At 34.6% G+C, this 15,913-nt stretch carries 14 protein-coding genes; 9 read left to right on the top strand and 5 right to left on the bottom strand.

All coding sequences use genetic code 11. From position 1 onward, the window contains the following. Window positions 1-37 precede the first annotated feature (37 nt). Complete coding sequence (locus DK858_RS16850; RefSeq protein ID WP_109398391.1) at window positions 38-814, top strand: ABC transporter permease; 777 nt, start codon at window positions 38-40, stop codon at window positions 812-814. Continuing rightward, on the top strand, window positions 808-1,434 hold the full coding sequence (locus DK858_RS16845) for an ABC transporter ATP-binding protein (protein ID WP_109398390.1): 627 nt from the start codon (window positions 808-810) through the stop codon (window positions 1,432-1,434). The genes DK858_RS16850 and DK858_RS16845 overlap by 7 nt, the downstream gene beginning before the upstream one ends. Before the next feature lie 9 nt (window positions 1,435-1,443). Here the strand turns inward: DK858_RS16845 and DK858_RS16840 are convergent, their stop codons facing one another. From DK858_RS16840 to DK858_RS16830, 3 genes are all read right to left on the bottom strand, one after another. Continuing rightward, a complete protein-coding gene (locus DK858_RS16840) occupies window positions 1,444-2,136 on the bottom strand; it encodes an XRE family transcriptional regulator (protein ID WP_109398389.1) in 693 nt (230 codons plus the stop codon). 110 nt (window positions 2,137-2,246) lie between these two features. Continuing rightward, on the bottom strand, window positions 2,247-2,504 hold the full coding sequence (locus DK858_RS16835; RefSeq protein ID WP_109398388.1) for a hypothetical protein: 258 nt from the start codon (window positions 2,502-2,504) through the stop codon (window positions 2,247-2,249). A 426-nt stretch (window positions 2,505-2,930) separates the two neighbouring features. Further along, window positions 2,931-3,719, bottom strand: a complete 789-nt coding sequence (locus tag DK858_RS16830) for a glucose 1-dehydrogenase (protein ID WP_109398387.1) — start codon at window positions 3,717-3,719, stop codon at window positions 2,931-2,933. 252 nt (window positions 3,720-3,971) lie between these two features. Here DK858_RS16830 and DK858_RS16825 point away from each other — a divergent pair, with 252 nt between their 5' ends. Then, complete coding sequence (locus tag DK858_RS16825) at window positions 3,972-4,676, top strand: RNA ligase family protein (protein WP_109398386.1); 705 nt, start codon at window positions 3,972-3,974, stop codon at window positions 4,674-4,676. After that, on the top strand, window positions 4,673-5,809 hold the full coding sequence (locus DK858_RS16820) for an AAA family ATPase (protein WP_109398385.1): 1,137 nt from the start codon (window positions 4,673-4,675) through the stop codon (window positions 5,807-5,809). The genes DK858_RS16825 and DK858_RS16820 overlap by 4 nt, the downstream gene beginning before the upstream one ends. A 127-nt stretch (window positions 5,810-5,936) precedes the next feature. On the opposite strand, the gene DK858_RS16815 is transcribed toward DK858_RS16820, so the two are convergent. Next, the gene (locus tag DK858_RS16815; RefSeq protein ID WP_109398384.1) at window positions 5,937-6,428 is read right to left on the bottom strand and encodes a DUF4822 domain-containing protein; all 492 of its coding nucleotides are present in this window, start codon (window positions 6,426-6,428) and stop codon (window positions 5,937-5,939) included. Between the two features lie 957 nt (window positions 6,429-7,385). Here DK858_RS16815 and DK858_RS16810 point away from each other — a divergent pair. The 4 genes from DK858_RS16810 to DK858_RS16795 all read left to right on the top strand — a co-directional run bounded on the left by DK858_RS16810 (window position 7,386) and on the right by DK858_RS16795 (window position 11,499). Beyond that, complete coding sequence (locus tag DK858_RS16810) at window positions 7,386-8,606, top strand: PfkB family carbohydrate kinase (protein WP_109398383.1); 1,221 nt, start codon at window positions 7,386-7,388, stop codon at window positions 8,604-8,606. A 27-nt stretch (window positions 8,607-8,633) separates the two neighbouring features. After that, window positions 8,634-9,371, top strand: coding sequence for a glutamine amidotransferase (locus DK858_RS16805; protein WP_109398382.1), 738 nt, complete (start codon window positions 8,634-8,636; stop codon window positions 9,369-9,371). 129 nt (window positions 9,372-9,500) lie between these two features. Next, window positions 9,501-10,457, top strand: coding sequence for a DMT family transporter (locus DK858_RS16800; RefSeq protein WP_109398381.1), 957 nt, complete (start codon window positions 9,501-9,503; stop codon window positions 10,455-10,457). 10 nt (window positions 10,458-10,467) lie between these two features. Then, a complete protein-coding gene (locus tag DK858_RS16795; RefSeq protein WP_109398380.1) occupies window positions 10,468-11,499 on the top strand; it encodes a methylphosphonate esterase in 1,032 nt (343 codons plus the stop codon). A 109-nt stretch (window positions 11,500-11,608) separates the two neighbouring features. Here DK858_RS16795 and glpX read toward each other — a convergent pair whose 3' ends face one another. Beyond that, complete coding sequence (gene glpX, locus DK858_RS16790; RefSeq protein WP_109398379.1) at window positions 11,609-12,589, bottom strand: class II fructose-bisphosphatase; 981 nt, start codon at window positions 12,587-12,589, stop codon at window positions 11,609-11,611. 206 nt (window positions 12,590-12,795) lie between these two features. Here glpX and DK858_RS16785 point away from each other — a divergent pair, with 206 nt between their 5' ends. Next, window positions 12,796-15,846 carry a DUF2339 domain-containing protein gene (locus DK858_RS16785; RefSeq protein WP_109398378.1) on the top strand — a complete coding sequence of 1,017 codons (3,051 nt, stop codon included), beginning with the start codon at window positions 12,796-12,798 and terminating at the stop codon, window positions 15,844-15,846. The last annotated feature ends 67 nt before the right edge of the window (window positions 15,847-15,913 follow it).

Raw genomic sequence — 15,913 nt, 5'->3', positions numbered from 1 at the left:
TAGCAAAATAAATATTATCTTAAAAAAAGGAAATAACGTGTTTCGATGGGCATTAATTCCACTTTTTTTATTGCTATTTCTGATCTTAGGCTCGCTAATTGCGCTGATATGTCAACTTTCTTATGTTGAATTGAGGCAAGTTATTATTGATCCTGAATTCCATTTTGCTATTGGTATGTCACTTAGTACAGCGCTAACGTCTTTATGTTTAGCAATTATCTTAGGTGTACCTGCCGCATGGGCAATGGCAAGAATTCCTTTTAAAGGGCATCGATTCATTGATTCGTTATTAGATTTGCCTTTGGTGACTCCTCCATTAGTTATTGGTATCGGACTATTATTATTGTTAGGAAATCAGGGGCCTTTAACGGGTATTTTTCCTGAGTTATCTCGCTCTCTTTTTTCACCATTGGGTATTATTATTGCTCAAACTTATGTCGCTAGCGCGATAATTATGAGAAATAGCCTTTCTGCTTTTAAGTCGGTTGATCCTGCTTATATTCAAACTGCACAAAATTTAGGATTAACACCAACAAAAACATTTTTCTTGATTGAAATACCACTTTGCTGGTCGGCGCTAATGAGCGGAAGCATTATTGCATTTTCTAGAGCTTTAGGTGAATTTGGCGCTACGTTAATGTTAGCGGGTGCAACAAGGCTAAAAACCGAAACGTTGCCTATGGCAATTTATTTAAATATCGCTAGTGGAGACTTCACTCTGGCAATAGGCTGTGCACTTGTTCTTATTGCTATCGCGATTACTTTATTATTTGCCTTACATCGTTTACAGCGAGAAAGGAAAAGATCATGCTAGAAATTCGTTCATTAACAACGGGTATATTAAAAAATGTTTCGTTGGAGGTAGAAAAAGGAACATGTTTAGGAATAAGTGGTACATCCGGAAGTGGTAAAACAACGCTTTTAAATGCAATTGCTGGATATACTTTATACTCTGGTGATATCTACCTTGCAGATAAAAATATAAATAAACAACCAGTATGGTTACGCTCTTGCCGATATTTAAATCAACGGCTTTATTTATTTCCGTTTATGACAGTGACACAAAATTTATGGTTAGCACAATATGGTGCAAAACAGAAAAGAAGTAAAGAGAGAGAAAAAGCGATATTAGAGCAAATGGGAATTGCACATCTTGCTACACGTTATCCTTATCAAATATCAGGAGGGGAGCAACAACGCGTCGCATTGGCAAGAGCGCTTATTAGCCAACCCAAACTTTTACTACTGGATGAACCTTTTTCAAGTTTGGATTGGGAAACACGTTATCAACTTTGGGATTTAATTGATTCCTTAAAATCTAAGGAGATAACGATGATCATGGTTACTCATGAGCCTCGTGAAATAAAAGCGCTAGCAGATAAAACGGTTTTATTGTCTAAAGGACAAGTTGTGACTGAGAATTCTATGCTATGAAATTATTGATTACCAAGCCATTACTGACCAATGGATAATACGGCCCATAATTTTTACAGAATTTGTTTCCGCTGATTCATCAGGAAATTCGTCTTTATTATAGCTACGTATAATCAATTTACCGCCCGGTTGGCGATAGAGCAGTTTTATTCTAAACAAGGCATCTTGTTCGATCGCATAAATACCACCATCAACAATACGTGTGTTGCCCGTATCGACAGTAACTGTTGAGCCATTTGGAATAACAGGTGACATACTGTCGCCATAAACAGAAAAACAAATTACGTTCTGAGATGATGCGCCATAACGGCGTAATGTACTTTTTGAAAATCTTAATTTATATCCATTATGATCTTCGTTAGTACAACAACCGTCACCTGCTGCGAGTTCAATACTTTTAAAATAGGGAATTTCTACTTCATCAGCACCTAAAGGGGTATTACTGTCCCATTCACTCACAGGTTGCCATTCATTCTCTGGTGGAATTTCTGAAGTTGCATTGGTTTTTTCTTCACCTTCAAGTAGCCAAGCTAAATCACAATCTAATGCTTTTGCTAATTCAGGTAAAAAACGGGGACGTTTAGTTTTACCGCTTTCTAGTTGCTCTATGGATTGCTGTGTCGTACTTGCTAAAGTGGCAAGTTCTGATTGTGTTAAACCTAACGCAATGCGTTTATCTTTGGTACGTTTCGCAATAGACATTAGTGACTCCTAATACGTGTCCTTACATATTCAAGTACAAAGAGTATATCGTAAAAAGAAAACAAATTAAATTGTATTTTATCTTAAGCTTAAAATGAAGAATAGATTAATTACTTAATTTTGAAAACGTCGTCAGCACTATCTGGTGGGGTAAGATAAGGGTTTTCATCAGTAACTTCAGGATCTCTCAAGACTTCTCCACAGAAAATAATAAGGTCAGGTCTTTTGTGTTTTAAGTAGTTAAGTCGCGTTGTGCATTCATCTTTAGTATAAATTGTTTCTGTAACAGGAACGGCATCACAAGAATCATTTCCACAAGGACTTACCAACAATACATAACCGACCAGCATGAGCTGTGAAGTAAACATAAAATATCCTTTTAACTATTCATGTTTGGTCATCAAAATCAGACCGCTAGATTACCTATTTGCTGATAAAAAAGCAGTTTCTATTTGTCTTAAATAGCATTAATGATGCAAAAAAGTGTATGTGATCACAATTTTTCTAGTGTTTGTTTGTATTTTTTTGCAATGTGTTATAGGCGAATGACCTAAATATCAGACAATAATACGCTATGATATATTGTGAAAACAAATAGAATTGTTTTTTGCTCTGCTTACTTGTTGTAATGTTGTTATTAGTATTATTTAAATTAATATTCTCTATGAAATATTAATTTAAATAATGTTTGTTAATTAGATAATTTTAGGTAAAAAACCTTATATTTAGAACGAGAATAATTAATGATGTATCCCACTTTCTAGTAATAAAGAAAGTGGGAACTTTATTGTCAATTAACCTTTACCAGATTGAAAAGAGGAATAAAGTGTCATCCCTCCATCAATAAAAATAGTTTGTCCGGTGATATAGGTTGATTGTTCAGATGCTAACCAAGCGGCTACATTGGCAACGACTTCTGGCTCAGCAGCATATTTCATGGGGATCATCTCTTCTAATTCTTCACGAAGCGTATCATCTTGCATTTTTTCTTGGTTGATTGGGGTATTTATTGCTCCAGGCCCAATTGAATTAATTCTAATACCCTTACTTGCATATTCAAGAGCGAGAGATTGAGTCAGCATTCTTACTCCACCTTTACTTGCTGCGTAACTTGCAAACGTGGGCCAAGGGATAATTTCATGAACTGAAGACATATTAATGATATTGCCTTGAATTTTATTTTCTACAAAATATCTTAACGCGGAGCGGGCGGTAAGAAAGTAACTAGTTAAATTCACATCTATAATTTTACGCCAATCAGCTAAATCAACGGCATGAGAAGGTGTTTGTGTTTCAATACCAGCATTATTAATAAGAAGGTCGAGCTTGCCAAAATGGTTGATGGCACAATAAATAAAATTATGAGCAACATCTTCGTTGCTAATATCACCCCCAAAAATAATGGCTTTACCTAAATTTAATTTATTTAAATCATCGGCAAGGCATTGAGCCTCTTTTTTATCAGAATGATAGTTAATCACGACATTCATTCCTTCAGCGACTAATCGTGACACAACAGCAGCACCAATTCCTCTTGATGATCCTGTAACGACTGCGACTTTTCCTTGAAGATCGTTGTACATACTTCCTCCGATATTCGATTTGAAAATTAAGCAAAAAGTAATATAAGAGATAAAAAGGATTATTTATCTAGCACTCTACTAATCTTATGGTTAATATAGCCACTTATTTATTTTTCACTTCTCTTTATTGTAGGTTGTTATTATGTAATACGCATTAAGGCACTGAAGGAATCGTGCAAATACAGAAAAATTAACGTACCGAGTTTATTTTAAAATTTGGTAGAGATTCTGTTACTTAATGAGTATTAAATAATGAATAATCAATCACAAAAATATGATAGAACCTATCACTATCCTTTTTCACCTGGCACAACAAATGACGATCGTATAAATGCGCAATGGTGGCAGGATATTTGTCAAATAAAACAACTTATCCATACAGAAAAACTAGATGGAGAAAATAATTGCCTAAATAAAATGGGGGTTTTTGCACGCTCGCATGCAACCCCAACACAATCAGCATGGACATCTCAATTACGCCAACGTTGGCAAATGATGAAAAATGATTTAGGTGAATTAGATATTTTCGGTGAGAATCTATATGCCATTCATTCTATTGAATATGCACACTTAGAAGAATATTTTTATGTATTTGCAGTTCGTTATAAAGATAAATGGCTAAGTTGGGAAGAAGTACAGTTTTATGCTTCTTTGTTTGATCTTCCCACTGTACCAGAAATTAAACTGCCTAAGTGTCAGGATAAAACCGATTTTGAAAAAATGATTGTTTCACAAGCCAAACAGGCAAGTTTTTTTCAATCGCATGATGTTTTAACGCAAAAACCAAGTCCAATGGAAGGTATTGTTACACGAGATGCACAGTCATTTTCGTTAGAGGATTTTTCACATCGTGTTTTTAAATATGTTAGAAAAGACCATGTTAAAACAGATGTTCATTGGAAAAAAAATTGGCGACGAGCCCCTTTAATTTGGGAAAAAACACAGGAGTCTCAATGATGCTTCATAAGAAACTACATACTGAAATGTCATGGGAACACCTTTGTGAACTGTATGATGAAATAAATGATATGGCTGGTGTTATGCAAGATCCAATTCATCATGCAGAAGGCGATGTGGCGATACATACACAAAGAGTAATCAATTCAGTTAAATCATTGCCAGAATATACAATGTTAACTGAAAGAGAACAGCAAATTTTATGGATCTCGGCACTACTTCATGATGTAGAAAAACGCTCTACAACTCGGGAAGAGGAGGGACGTATCGTTTCACCAGGTCATGCGCGTAAAGGTGAATTAACAGCACGTCTTTTTCTGTATAAAAAAGTACCTTTAAGCTTTGCTGATAGAGAGCAAATAGCAGCTTTAGTTCGTTTTCACGGTTTACCGTTGTGGGTGATGGATAAACCTGATCCTAAAAAAGCCTTGCTTGCTGCATCACTGAGAGTAGATTGCTATTTGTTGGCATTATTGGCTAAAGCAGATGTTTTAGGGCGAGATTGTGAAGATAAACCCGCTCTTTTTGATAAAATCGCGTTATTTACACTTTATTGTGAAGAGTTAAATTGTTGGCGTAGGGCTGCTCCATTTCCATCAAGTGATGCTCGTTTTCACTATTTTTATACAGAAAATAGTACAGATTGTAATTATGAGCCTTATCCTGAAAAAGGAAGTGAAGTGACCGTGTTATGTGGATTACCTGGTATGGGAAAAGATACTTTTATTCGCCAACATTGTGCAGACTTTCCGATTGTGAGTTTAGATGATCTCCGTCGCCAACATAATATTAAACCTGATAACAGAGATGCTAATGGTTGGATAGCACAGCAAGCAAAAGAACAAGCTCGTATTTATTTACGAGAGCATAAACCTTTTGTTTGGAATGCCACCAATATTACAAGAAAAATGCGAGATCAACTTATCTCTTTATTTTATCGCTATAATGCAAAAGTGACATTGATTTATATTGAAGTCCCTTATGTGCAATGGCAGAGGCAAAATAATGCAAGAAACGAAGCTGTGCCAGCTAAAGTAATGGAACGCATGTTGAGTAAATTGGAAGTACCAACACCAGAAGAAGCGCATAAAGTGATTTATTGGATTGAAGGTCAATCTCAGACCATATTTTAATTATTTGATTAAATTCGGTGAAATGATAATCCGGTTATAAAATAAAATGAGGGTTACTTATAAAAATAAGTAACCCTTTTTTATTTATTGGATAGGACTAATTTACAGGTAAAACAACGTATTAAATTTACTTTTTAACGTGATGGATAATATCGAAATAGACATTACGATCATCAGCATTTGGATAAATACGATAGGTATACTCATCATTTTTAACTGTGATATTTTCTACATCTCGGGTAAATAGCGTTTTACCTTCAGTATCTTTGGCAACTAAGGTACGTATTTTACCATCGTCTGACATTGACCAGTCACCTTGCATCTTTTGTTTTCCTTCTGGCGTAAACATAATAAATGTGCCATTAGGGTAGTATTCTGCAAGTCCAAAATAGTTGCTAACTTGGGCATTATCTGGAGATGTTTTATTTCCTTTTTCATCGATAGCATCAGTTGTTATCCAAACTTTTTCTATCATGACTTTTTCATAGTCGTTAAGTTCTTTTTGAGCCTGAATAACACCTTGAGTTTGAATATTAGTAGTAGTTGATGAACTCTCTGCAGCAAAAAGAGAAAAACTAGCGCTTAGTAATGAGATTGCGATAAGTGATTTTATTTTCATTGATATATCCTTATTGTACGTTGTGCTTTTTGTCAGTAATTTATGTTATGTCTGACGGTATGAATAAATTTAAGTATAAAATGGGAAAAGTGCGAGGAAAGAAGTATGTCTAAATGTTTCGTATAAAAAGACTTTTTGACAAAAATAAAGGGTTTAAAATATCAAGTGATCTATATTTATTGGTATTATTATCTGCTTTTATCCTTGTTCTAGATATAATTGCTATGAATAGAGTAATTAAAAAAACAAATGCTATTTATAGAGAGTATGGAAAATAGATAAAAAACTTTATTGATTTACAATATGAACTCAAAGATTGACTCATTGGTGAACTAAATAGACAAGATGATGACATTTTTATCTAACATAAATGTTATTTAGATCACAAAAATGAAAGATGAGAATTGAGTGTGTTTTAAGCATTGCTTTTGCATTACTTAAGTAATTTATGTTCTTTGTTAAAAGGGTATCGTTCTCTTTGGTCTTTAATGATCAAAAATTCTTTATGATAAATGTGTTTTAGAAATCGACGGCGATAAAAATAATTAATGCATTACTCGATTCAATTCGATTGTATTTTATTTAAGCATTATTACTAATACTTTATAGGAATATAAAGTGTTTTTTTATAATTCCTTATTTATAAAAGCGAATTCTATTTTTAAATTTCATCTTTTAATATTATTTATCGAGTGTAAATAAAAAGTAATATTAAATTTACTTATGGTAAATAAGTTGAAATGGCGTTATAAGTTGATTCCTCCTTTTCTAAAAAAGAAATAAATCTTAAATTTATTTATTAAATAATCTTACTGTTATCATTGTTTATTTCTGCTTTTTTTGTTTTTTTATTTTTGTATTTCTGCTTTTTTTTGCTTTTAATAAATAACATATGATTGTAATCACAATCCCATAACAACTAATAAACTAAAGTTGTTGCCATAGAGGTAACATTAAATGAAAGCAGAACGTCATAAAAAAATAATTAATCTGATCAAAGGTCATGGTGCAGTAAAAGTTTCTGTTTTGGCTAAAGAACTTGATGTTACCAAAGAAACAATACGATCAGATTTAAATACACTCGCAGAAAAAGGAATTATAAAAAGATGCCATGGAGGCGCTTTTATAGAATTTGAAACATTAGACAAAGTAGCTAAGAAAGAAATTATACAATTTCTAGAATGTAATGATCAAATTGATAAAAACGATTTAGCAAATAAAACAGCAATAAATAAGGTGTGCGTACTGGGTTCATTTAATGTTGATATGATTAGTTATCTTCCTAGACTGCCAGAAGCCGGGGAATCCTTATTATCGAATAAATTTATCTTTTCACCAGGAGGTAAAGGTTGTAATCAAGCATTGGCAGCGAGTTATGCTGATGCACAGGTGCATTTTATAACGAAGATAGGTACTGATCAATTTAGTGATTATGCAGTTAATTTTATATCGTCATCAAGAATAAAAACATCAACGATATATCAAACTGAAAATTATCAAACAGGAACTGCATCTATTTTTGTTTCGGAAGAGAGTGGAGAAAATATTATCTCTATTTACTCTGGTTCTAATATGGATATTTCTGCTGATGAAGTCAAAATACAAAAAGATAAAATTATTGATGCAGATATAATTTTACTTCAATTAGAAACGAATATTGAAGCATTAAAAGAAATTATTGCTATTGGAAACGAAAATAATATACCTATTATTCTTAATCCAGCACCTTATAACAAAATAGTTAATGAATTACTTCCAATGATAGATGTATTAACACCTAATGAAACGGAAGCTAGTTTATTATCTGGAATAGAAGTACTTGATTTAGAATCTGCAAAAAATGCTGCAGTTTCTATTTATCAACAAGGCGTAAATAAAGTGGTTATTACGCTGGGTAGTAAAGGTTCGTTAGCTTATGACGGATATAAGTATATTTATTCGCCAGCATATCCGGCAGTTGTAAAAAATACAGCAGGGGCAGGTGATGCTTTTAATGGTGCGCTCGCTGCCTCGTTGGCAAAAGGAAAGCAGTTTTCTTATGCGTTACGCTATGCATCAGCTTTTTCATCACTAGCTGTTGAGACGAGTAATGCTTCAGAAATGCCTGAAGATATTAATGTCATGCATCGCATCAATCAAACAACATATTCACAGATTGTCACCCAATCCCCTGAATAAATAGTCTTTTTTGAAAGAGGAATAAAAATGAAAATCTTATTTATTGGTGAGTCATGGCACATTCATATGATCCACTCCAAAGGCTACGACAGTTTCACTTCCAGCAAATATGAAGAAGGTTCAACGTTCTTATTAAGTTGCTTAAGAGAAAAGGGTGTTGAAGTTGATTATATGCCTGCTCATACCGTTCAGGTTGCATTTCCACAAACGGCTGAAGCATTGGCTAAATACGATGTCATTGTTATTAGTGATATTGGTGCAAATACGTTCCTTCTGCAAAACGATACTTTCTATAACATGAAAGTTATTCCTAACGCATTAGGGTTAATTAAAGAGTTTGTAGTTAATGGCGGTGGCTTATTAATGATTGGTGGTTACCTGTCATTTATGGGTATTGAGGCTAAAGCAAACTACAAAAATACATTACTTGCAGAAGTTCTGCCTGTTGAAATGCTGGATGGTGATGATCGTGTAGAAGCGCCTGAAGGTGTATTTGCAAGTGCTGTAAATGCTGATCATGCATCAGTAAAAGGTTTTGGTGAATGGCCTATGTTCCTTGGCTATAACAAAGTTTCAGCTAAAGAGAATACAGAAACTGTTTTAAATATTGGCGAAGATCCATTGCTGGTATTTGGTCAGTTCGAAAAAGGAAAAACAGGCTGCTTTATGAGTGATTGTTCTCCTCATTGGGGTAGCAAAGAGTTTTTAGCATGGCCTCATTATGCGGATATGTGGTTTAACATTCTTAAACAAATTGCTCGTTAATTAGAATTAAGAATAACAGTCATAAAAAGTAAAAAAGCGCAGAGTTGTCGCTCTGCGCTAATAAAAACCGATTACTTGAAAAATAAAAAAAGAAATCACTCATAGCCAATAATCCAAAAGGAACATCTTATGAGTACAAAAAATTTATCAACACCATTGCTGATGTTAGCAACTGTGTTAGCTGGTATGCTATCACCAATGCAGTCTGCGGTGAATGGGCAGTTAGGACATGTTTTAAAAGATGGTAATGCGAGTGCAGTTATCTCTTTTGCCAGTGGTTTAGTGGTAATGTTTTTTATCATTATGTCAAAAAAACAGTATCGCCAGCAATTTGCTTCAATTCCAAGTTTAATTAAAACGCGCAAAATTCCATTATGGAACTGGTTTGCAGGCCTTTGTGGTGCAATGGTTGTTTTCTCTGAAGGGGCTTCTGCAAGCGCGTTAGGAATTGCAACATTCCAAACAGCATTAATTTCAGCACTCTTATTATCAGGCTTACTATGTGACCGCTTTGGTGTAGGTGTTGATGAGAAAAAATATTTCACACCATATCGTGTATTAGGTGCAATATTAGCTGTTGTTGCAACTTTATTTGTAGTTTCTCCACAATGGCACTCAACCTCATTTATTTATTTAGCAATCTTACCTTTCCTTGCTGGTTTATTAGCAGGCTGGCAACCCGCAGGTAACGCTAAAGTTGCAGAAGCAACAGGTTCTATGATGGTGTCTATCACTTGGAACTTTATTGTTGGTTTCACTGTTTTAACGATTGCTCTTATTGTTCGCATGGCATTAGGTCATCTCACTCTTGAATTACCAGGTACTTGGTGGATGTATTTAGGTGGTCCTTTAGGGCTTATGTCTATCGCATTAATGGCTATTTTAGTTCGTGGTTTAGGCTTACTGATGTTAGGTGTTGCTTCAACAGCGGGTCAGTTATTAGGTTCTGTATTAATTGACTTATTATTACCATCATTAGGCAATACCGTTTATTTAGTGACAATCATCGGTACATTATTTGCGTTAGTGGGTGCGATTGTAACTACAATCCCTGAATTCAGAGCGACTAAGTCAGCAAAAGCGTAGGAGTATCGTAATGAAAGGTTATATTCAAACCGTAACTGGCCCCGTGAAAAAAGAAGATATGGGGTTAACATTGCCCCATGAACACCTTTTTAATGATCTCTCAGGTGTTGTTGATGAACCTTTTTATGAATTCTCGCATGTGTTAGTTGATAAAAAAGTGAGTGCAGATATTCAGTGGGGACTTAAATACGATCCATATTGCTGTTGCGATAATATGGATAAGAAGCCTATCGAAGATGTTATTTTTGAATTAAATAACTTCAAAGAGTTAGGAGGCAGAACAATTGTTGATGCAACTGGATCTTCATCAATTGGACGTGATATTAGAAAATTAAGACAAGTTGCAGAAATAACCGGTATTAACGTTGTTGCATCTTCAGGACTTTATATTGAAAAATTTGAAGGGAAGCGTTTGGCTGATGATATTGATGCAATGGCAAAAATCATTGATGATGAATTGAATGTAGGTATCGATGGTACTGATATTCGTGCCGGTATGATTGGCGAAATTGGCGTTTCTCCATTCTTTACTGATGGTGAAAAAAATAGTTTACGTGCTGCTGCTATTGCGCAAAATAGTAATCCTCATGTTTCAATGAATATTCATATGCCGGGTTGGCAACGTCGTGGTGATGAAGTTTTAGATATTCTATTAACAGAAATGGGATGTAACCCCGCTAAGATTTCATTGGCACACTCGGATCCATCAGGTAAAGATATTGATTATCAATGCAAAATGTTAGATCGCGGTGTTTGGCTTGAGTTTGATATGATTGGTCTGGATATCTCTTTCCCTAAAGAAGGCGCTGCACCAAGTGTTATGGATACCGTAGAAGCTGTCGCAACCTTAATTGAAAGAGGTTATGGTAGCCAAATCGTATTAAGCCATGATGTGTTCTTAAAACAGATGTGGGCGAAAAATGGGGGAAATGGTTGGGGATTTGTTCCTAATGTATTCCTTTCATTATTGGCTCAACGTGGCATTGATAAATCTATTATTAAAAAATTATGTGTAGAGAATCCAGCTAATTTGTTGGCTTAAATCTGAAGTGAGTAAATAACAATAAATATACCCCTTGAAGTAAATTTAGCGGCATCTTAATAAAGTGCCGCTTTTTTATGTCTCAAGGAAAAGAAGACAAAATGAGGCATTAACGTAAATGGAAATTTTCAATATAACGTAATGTATGCGTTGAACCATTAATGACCAAAGAGTGTGTTTGTAGGTATTGAGCTTGTTGATTAACGCCAGATAAGAAATCACCTTTGGTAATTGCTGTTGCTGCAAACATAACATCTTGGTTACGTACTAATGTGTCTAATGACAATTTAATATTTACATCTGTACCCATTTTATGACAACGTGCAATTTCAGAGACCGCATATTCTCTATTTTCTGCACTATTTCCCTTTGCAATATCCCGAGTAATCAAACGTGCTTGCATATCACCGCCTAATGCTTTAGCGATAGCCGCACTAATTACTCCCTCAGGTGCTCCACCAATACCATACATAACATCAATACTGTTATTAGGCATTGTGGCATATAAAGAAGCTAGAACATCACCATCAGGGAGTGTAATAACATTAATACCTTTCGCGCGTAGATCTTTAATAATATCGTGGTGACGTGGTTTATCTAAAATAGCAAGAGTTAGTTGTTCAATAGGTTTATTTAATGTTTGAGCAATAGCGTCAAGGTTATATTCAAGACAATGGTTAAGATCAATCACACCTGCAGCTTGCTTACCAACAATTAATTTTTCCATATACATGTCGGGAGCTTGTAAAAAACTGCCTTCAAAGCCAGCGGCTAAAATAGCTAGGGAATTATTTTCACCCATAGCTACCATACGTGTACCGTCAATAGGGTCAACCGCAATTTCTATTTTATCGCCTTTCCCATTTCCTACTTTTTCGCCAATATAGAGCATAGGTGCTTCATCTATTTCACCTTCACCAATGACAATTTCACCATTGATATTTAGGTTATTTAAACGTTCACGCATGGCACTGACAGCAGCATCATCTGCTGCATTTTTATTTTGTTTGCCAATCCAAGGCATTGCTGCAATAGCTGCTGCTTCTGTTACAGAAGCGATAGCATTAGTTAATTCGTCATTTAATTTCATATTATGAGTGTATTTTGCGATATAAATGGAAGATTAAGTTAGGTTACCGATCATACCTTTTTTTCGAAATTGTGTGCTAGGTTTAAATCAAGAGTTCTCGAAATAGATTATTTAGGAATAAACTAAGATAAATCTGTGAAAATTAAAGTATAACTAAGGGGAAGAGATTAAAACTATGTGATGCTTAACGCAAAAGGATTAGGTTTATGGACGACTTTTTGACGCTCATTGTTACAATATTTGTCGTGGTATCTTTGTATTGGCAATATCACGCTTATATAAATAGCAACTCATTGTTACATCGAATTAAACAGCTTGAAGAAAAGTTTACTGAGCAACAAGAGAAATTATTTAAGTTATTAAATAAAGATAACGCTGTGGATATTCGCACAGAGCTTGATACTCAGAAATGTGAAGTTAAGGATTTATCCCGTGATATAAAAAGAGAGCCTCAACCAACGGGTCCAACTTATCAATCTAAAACAGTTGAATCTATTGACACAATAGAACCGGTGCAAAATAAGGCGGAGAATAACGGTACACCTGTATATCAACATGCACAAGCATCACAAGAAAAGGCATTTAATAAAACTTTTCCTAATGAAGAAAATCCATCTGTGCAATCTTCTAGGGTTAATGATATTAACCTTGAAAACAAACAATCTAGTAAGCCAGAAATATCAACAGCCCCTACACCTAAAGAGCCTGAACCATATCGGCCGAAGGTAGCAACAAGCCGTTTTGCTCATCATTACCAAAAAGAGGTAAAACAAACATATGTTGAACCAGCATCAGATCTGCTTATGGAGAATAGAGCGGGTGTGGCAAGTGCAAGCCTTACGAGATCTGAAACCAGTCATTCAGAAAATGCTACACCTCAAGTAAATCGACCGGCATCGCAATATAGACCTAATTTAAATCCTCGCTCAAAACGCCAACAGAAATCGATTTTGGGACTTATTTGGAATTGGGTAGTAACAGGAAATCCGCTGGCTAAAATAGGGATGTTATTACTCTTTTTTGGTTTATCTTATTTACTTAAATACAGTATTGATAATGAGCTTGTCTCAGCATCAACACGTTTAATGATGGCGGGAACAGGATGTTTAGCCTTATTAGGTATTGGCTGGTGGCTTAGAAAGAAAAATCTGATATATGCATTAATTTTACAAGGTGGCGGTATTGGTGGGTTTTACATCACTATTTTTGCTGCGACTAAAATTTATGATTTTATTCCTATTGGCATCGCTTTAGCCATTATGGTCTTGATTTGTATTGTCAGTGTTATTTTAGCGGTTCTTCATCGAGCAATTAGTTTAGCTGTATTAGCCTCATTAGGCGGATATTTAGCTCCTGTTTTATTGTCCACGGGAAGTGGCAATTATATAGCTTTGTTTAGTTATTATCTTATTCTTTCAATTGGTATTCTTATTATTAGCCATTGGCAAGTTTGGCGTTTATTAAATCTGATTGGTTTCGCTTTCACTTTTGGTATTGGTTTTATATGGGCAATACCAAATTACACTCATGCGGATTATTTACCTTGTCAGTTATTTTTAATTGCGAATTGGTTGATTTTTGGTATTGCAACAGAACTTTCAACACTGAAAAATAAACTGAAACTTAATATTCCTTTTGATGCCACATTACTATTTGGTACACCATTAATTGGTTTTATTTTCCAATATCGATTAGCCTCAGAATGGCCATATGGAGTTGCTATTGCCTCATCTCTTTATGGATTAGCTTATTTTGCACTAAGTTGGTTTGTACTTAAGCGTTATCGTGAAGAGGGTAAATTACTGGCAATTGCCTTCTTGATGCTTTCTGCTACTTTTGCCACTTTAGCCGTACCATTTGCATTCTCTGCTGAATGGATATCGATTGTATGGGCAATTGAAGGGGTGATGATCCTTGCATTTTCTGTTTTACAGCAGCAAAAGAAACCGGCTATTGCAGGGACTATTTTAGTTGCAGTTTCTTTCGTTTTATTATTTAACATGCCTATTATCTCGTTAGGTGATTGGTTAATGCTTGTAACACAAGTCATTGTTGTATTTACTGTCGGAGTACTGTGGTATCGAGCTCAATTTACTCATCTTGATAATCGAGCTATTGGATATGTGACACTCTTTATCTCTACTGTAAGTTGGGGATATAGCGTATTACTTTTACAAGAATATGGTGAACATTGGCTCTCTCCAGAAGTAAAATCTATTACCTTTGCTTTTATTCTTATTAGTTGCTGGGGTATGTTCTTTGCAGGGAGAAAAGCTCAATTTTCTGAGTTAGCAAGTTGCTCTATTTTATTCTGGCCGATGTCGGCGCTTATTATGTTGGTGTATATCTATCTTTCAGGTTCGTTAATTGATAATGGGTTAAGTACAATTATCTGGATCACAATTTTTGCGAGTGGTTTCTACTTACTTAAAGTAAATACGTTATTGTTGAAACAAAGGATCAATAAAGCATTAATCCACAGTATGCATCTTATCTTTATTGGTCTTTTCTTATTTACTGAATTTATTTGGTTAATGGATGTTACGTACCTTTATGTGAGCCTACATTTCGCAAGTATTATTTTGGGTATAAGTTTATTTATCGCAATAAGTTACATGCTAGCAATGAAAGTGAATTGGATAAAAGAGTACCAAAATGCTTATTGGGTAGTGACTTTGCCCGCTTTAGGTTTACTGGTTCTTTCTTTGATCTTTGCAAACTTTAATGACGGAACTGAAAGTGGTATTAAATTTATTCCATTATTTAATTTGATGGATCTAATCGGGATTATTGGAATATGGATTGGCTATCAATTTATTTCAGTAATAAAATGCTCACCTAAATATCAAGCATTATTGAAAAATAACTTGCCTATATTGAATTACATTATTCCTGCGATGATTTTTTGGTGGGCAAATGGCATTTTATTAAGAGGATTAGTCTTTGCAACAGATATTGATTGGTCGAGTTATGCAATAATTAATTCCAAAGTGATCCAAACAGTATTAGCAATTATTTGGGCAATTACTGCGCTAGTGACAATGGTGATGGCGACACGTAAGAAGTCTCGTTCACAATGGTTTATTGGTGGTGTATTGTTGGCGGTGGTTATCGCTAAACTTTTCCTAATTGATACATCATTAAGTAGTGGATTACTTAGAGCATTAGCCTTTATTGGTGTTGCAATACTGATTTTATTAATTGGATATTTCTCACCATTACCACCGAAAAGGCAAAGTAACAATACAGGCGTGTAAGCAATAATTATGCTTGCATTGTGTTTATTTTATAAATTAAATCATGCATATAATCTTAAATGATTAA

Source organism: Proteus faecis (assembly GCF_003144395.1).
GTDB classification, from domain to species: domain Bacteria; phylum Pseudomonadota; class Gammaproteobacteria; order Enterobacterales; family Enterobacteriaceae; genus Proteus; species Proteus faecis.
Note: the sequence above shows the minus strand (reverse complement) of the source record. Positions and strands in the feature narration are given on the sequence as shown.

Excerpts from the sequence above, each read along its gene's own strand:
- DK858_RS16845 (WP_109398390.1), top strand. The coding sequence starts at position 808 with ATGCTAGAAATTCGTTCATTAACAACGGGTATATTAAAAAATGTTTCG.
- DK858_RS16840 (WP_109398389.1), bottom strand. The coding sequence starts at position 2,136 with ATGTCTATTGCGAAACGTACCAAAGATAAACGCATTGCGTTAGGTTTA.
- DK858_RS16835 (WP_109398388.1), bottom strand. The coding sequence starts at position 2,504 with ATGTTTACTTCACAGCTCATGCTGGTCGGTTATGTATTGTTGGTAAGT.
- DK858_RS16830 (WP_109398387.1), bottom strand. The coding sequence starts at position 3,719 with ATGTACAACGATCTTCAAGGAAAAGTCGCAGTCGTTACAGGATCATCA.
- DK858_RS16825 (WP_109398386.1), top strand. The coding sequence starts at position 3,972 with ATGAATAATCAATCACAAAAATATGATAGAACCTATCACTATCCTTTT.
- DK858_RS16820 (WP_109398385.1), top strand. The coding sequence starts at position 4,673 with ATGATGCTTCATAAGAAACTACATACTGAAATGTCATGGGAACACCTT.
- DK858_RS16815 (WP_109398384.1), bottom strand. The coding sequence starts at position 6,428 with ATGAAAATAAAATCACTTATCGCAATCTCATTACTAAGCGCTAGTTTT.
- DK858_RS16810 (WP_109398383.1), top strand. The coding sequence starts at position 7,386 with ATGAAAGCAGAACGTCATAAAAAAATAATTAATCTGATCAAAGGTCAT.
- DK858_RS16805 (WP_109398382.1), top strand. The coding sequence starts at position 8,634 with ATGAAAATCTTATTTATTGGTGAGTCATGGCACATTCATATGATCCAC.
- DK858_RS16800 (WP_109398381.1), top strand. The coding sequence starts at position 9,501 with ATGAGTACAAAAAATTTATCAACACCATTGCTGATGTTAGCAACTGTG.
- DK858_RS16795 (WP_109398380.1), top strand. The coding sequence starts at position 10,468 with ATGAAAGGTTATATTCAAACCGTAACTGGCCCCGTGAAAAAAGAAGAT.
- glpX (WP_109398379.1), bottom strand. The coding sequence starts at position 12,589 with ATGAAATTAAATGACGAATTAACTAATGCTATCGCTTCTGTAACAGAA.
- DK858_RS16785 (WP_109398378.1), top strand. The coding sequence starts at position 12,796 with ATGGACGACTTTTTGACGCTCATTGTTACAATATTTGTCGTGGTATCT.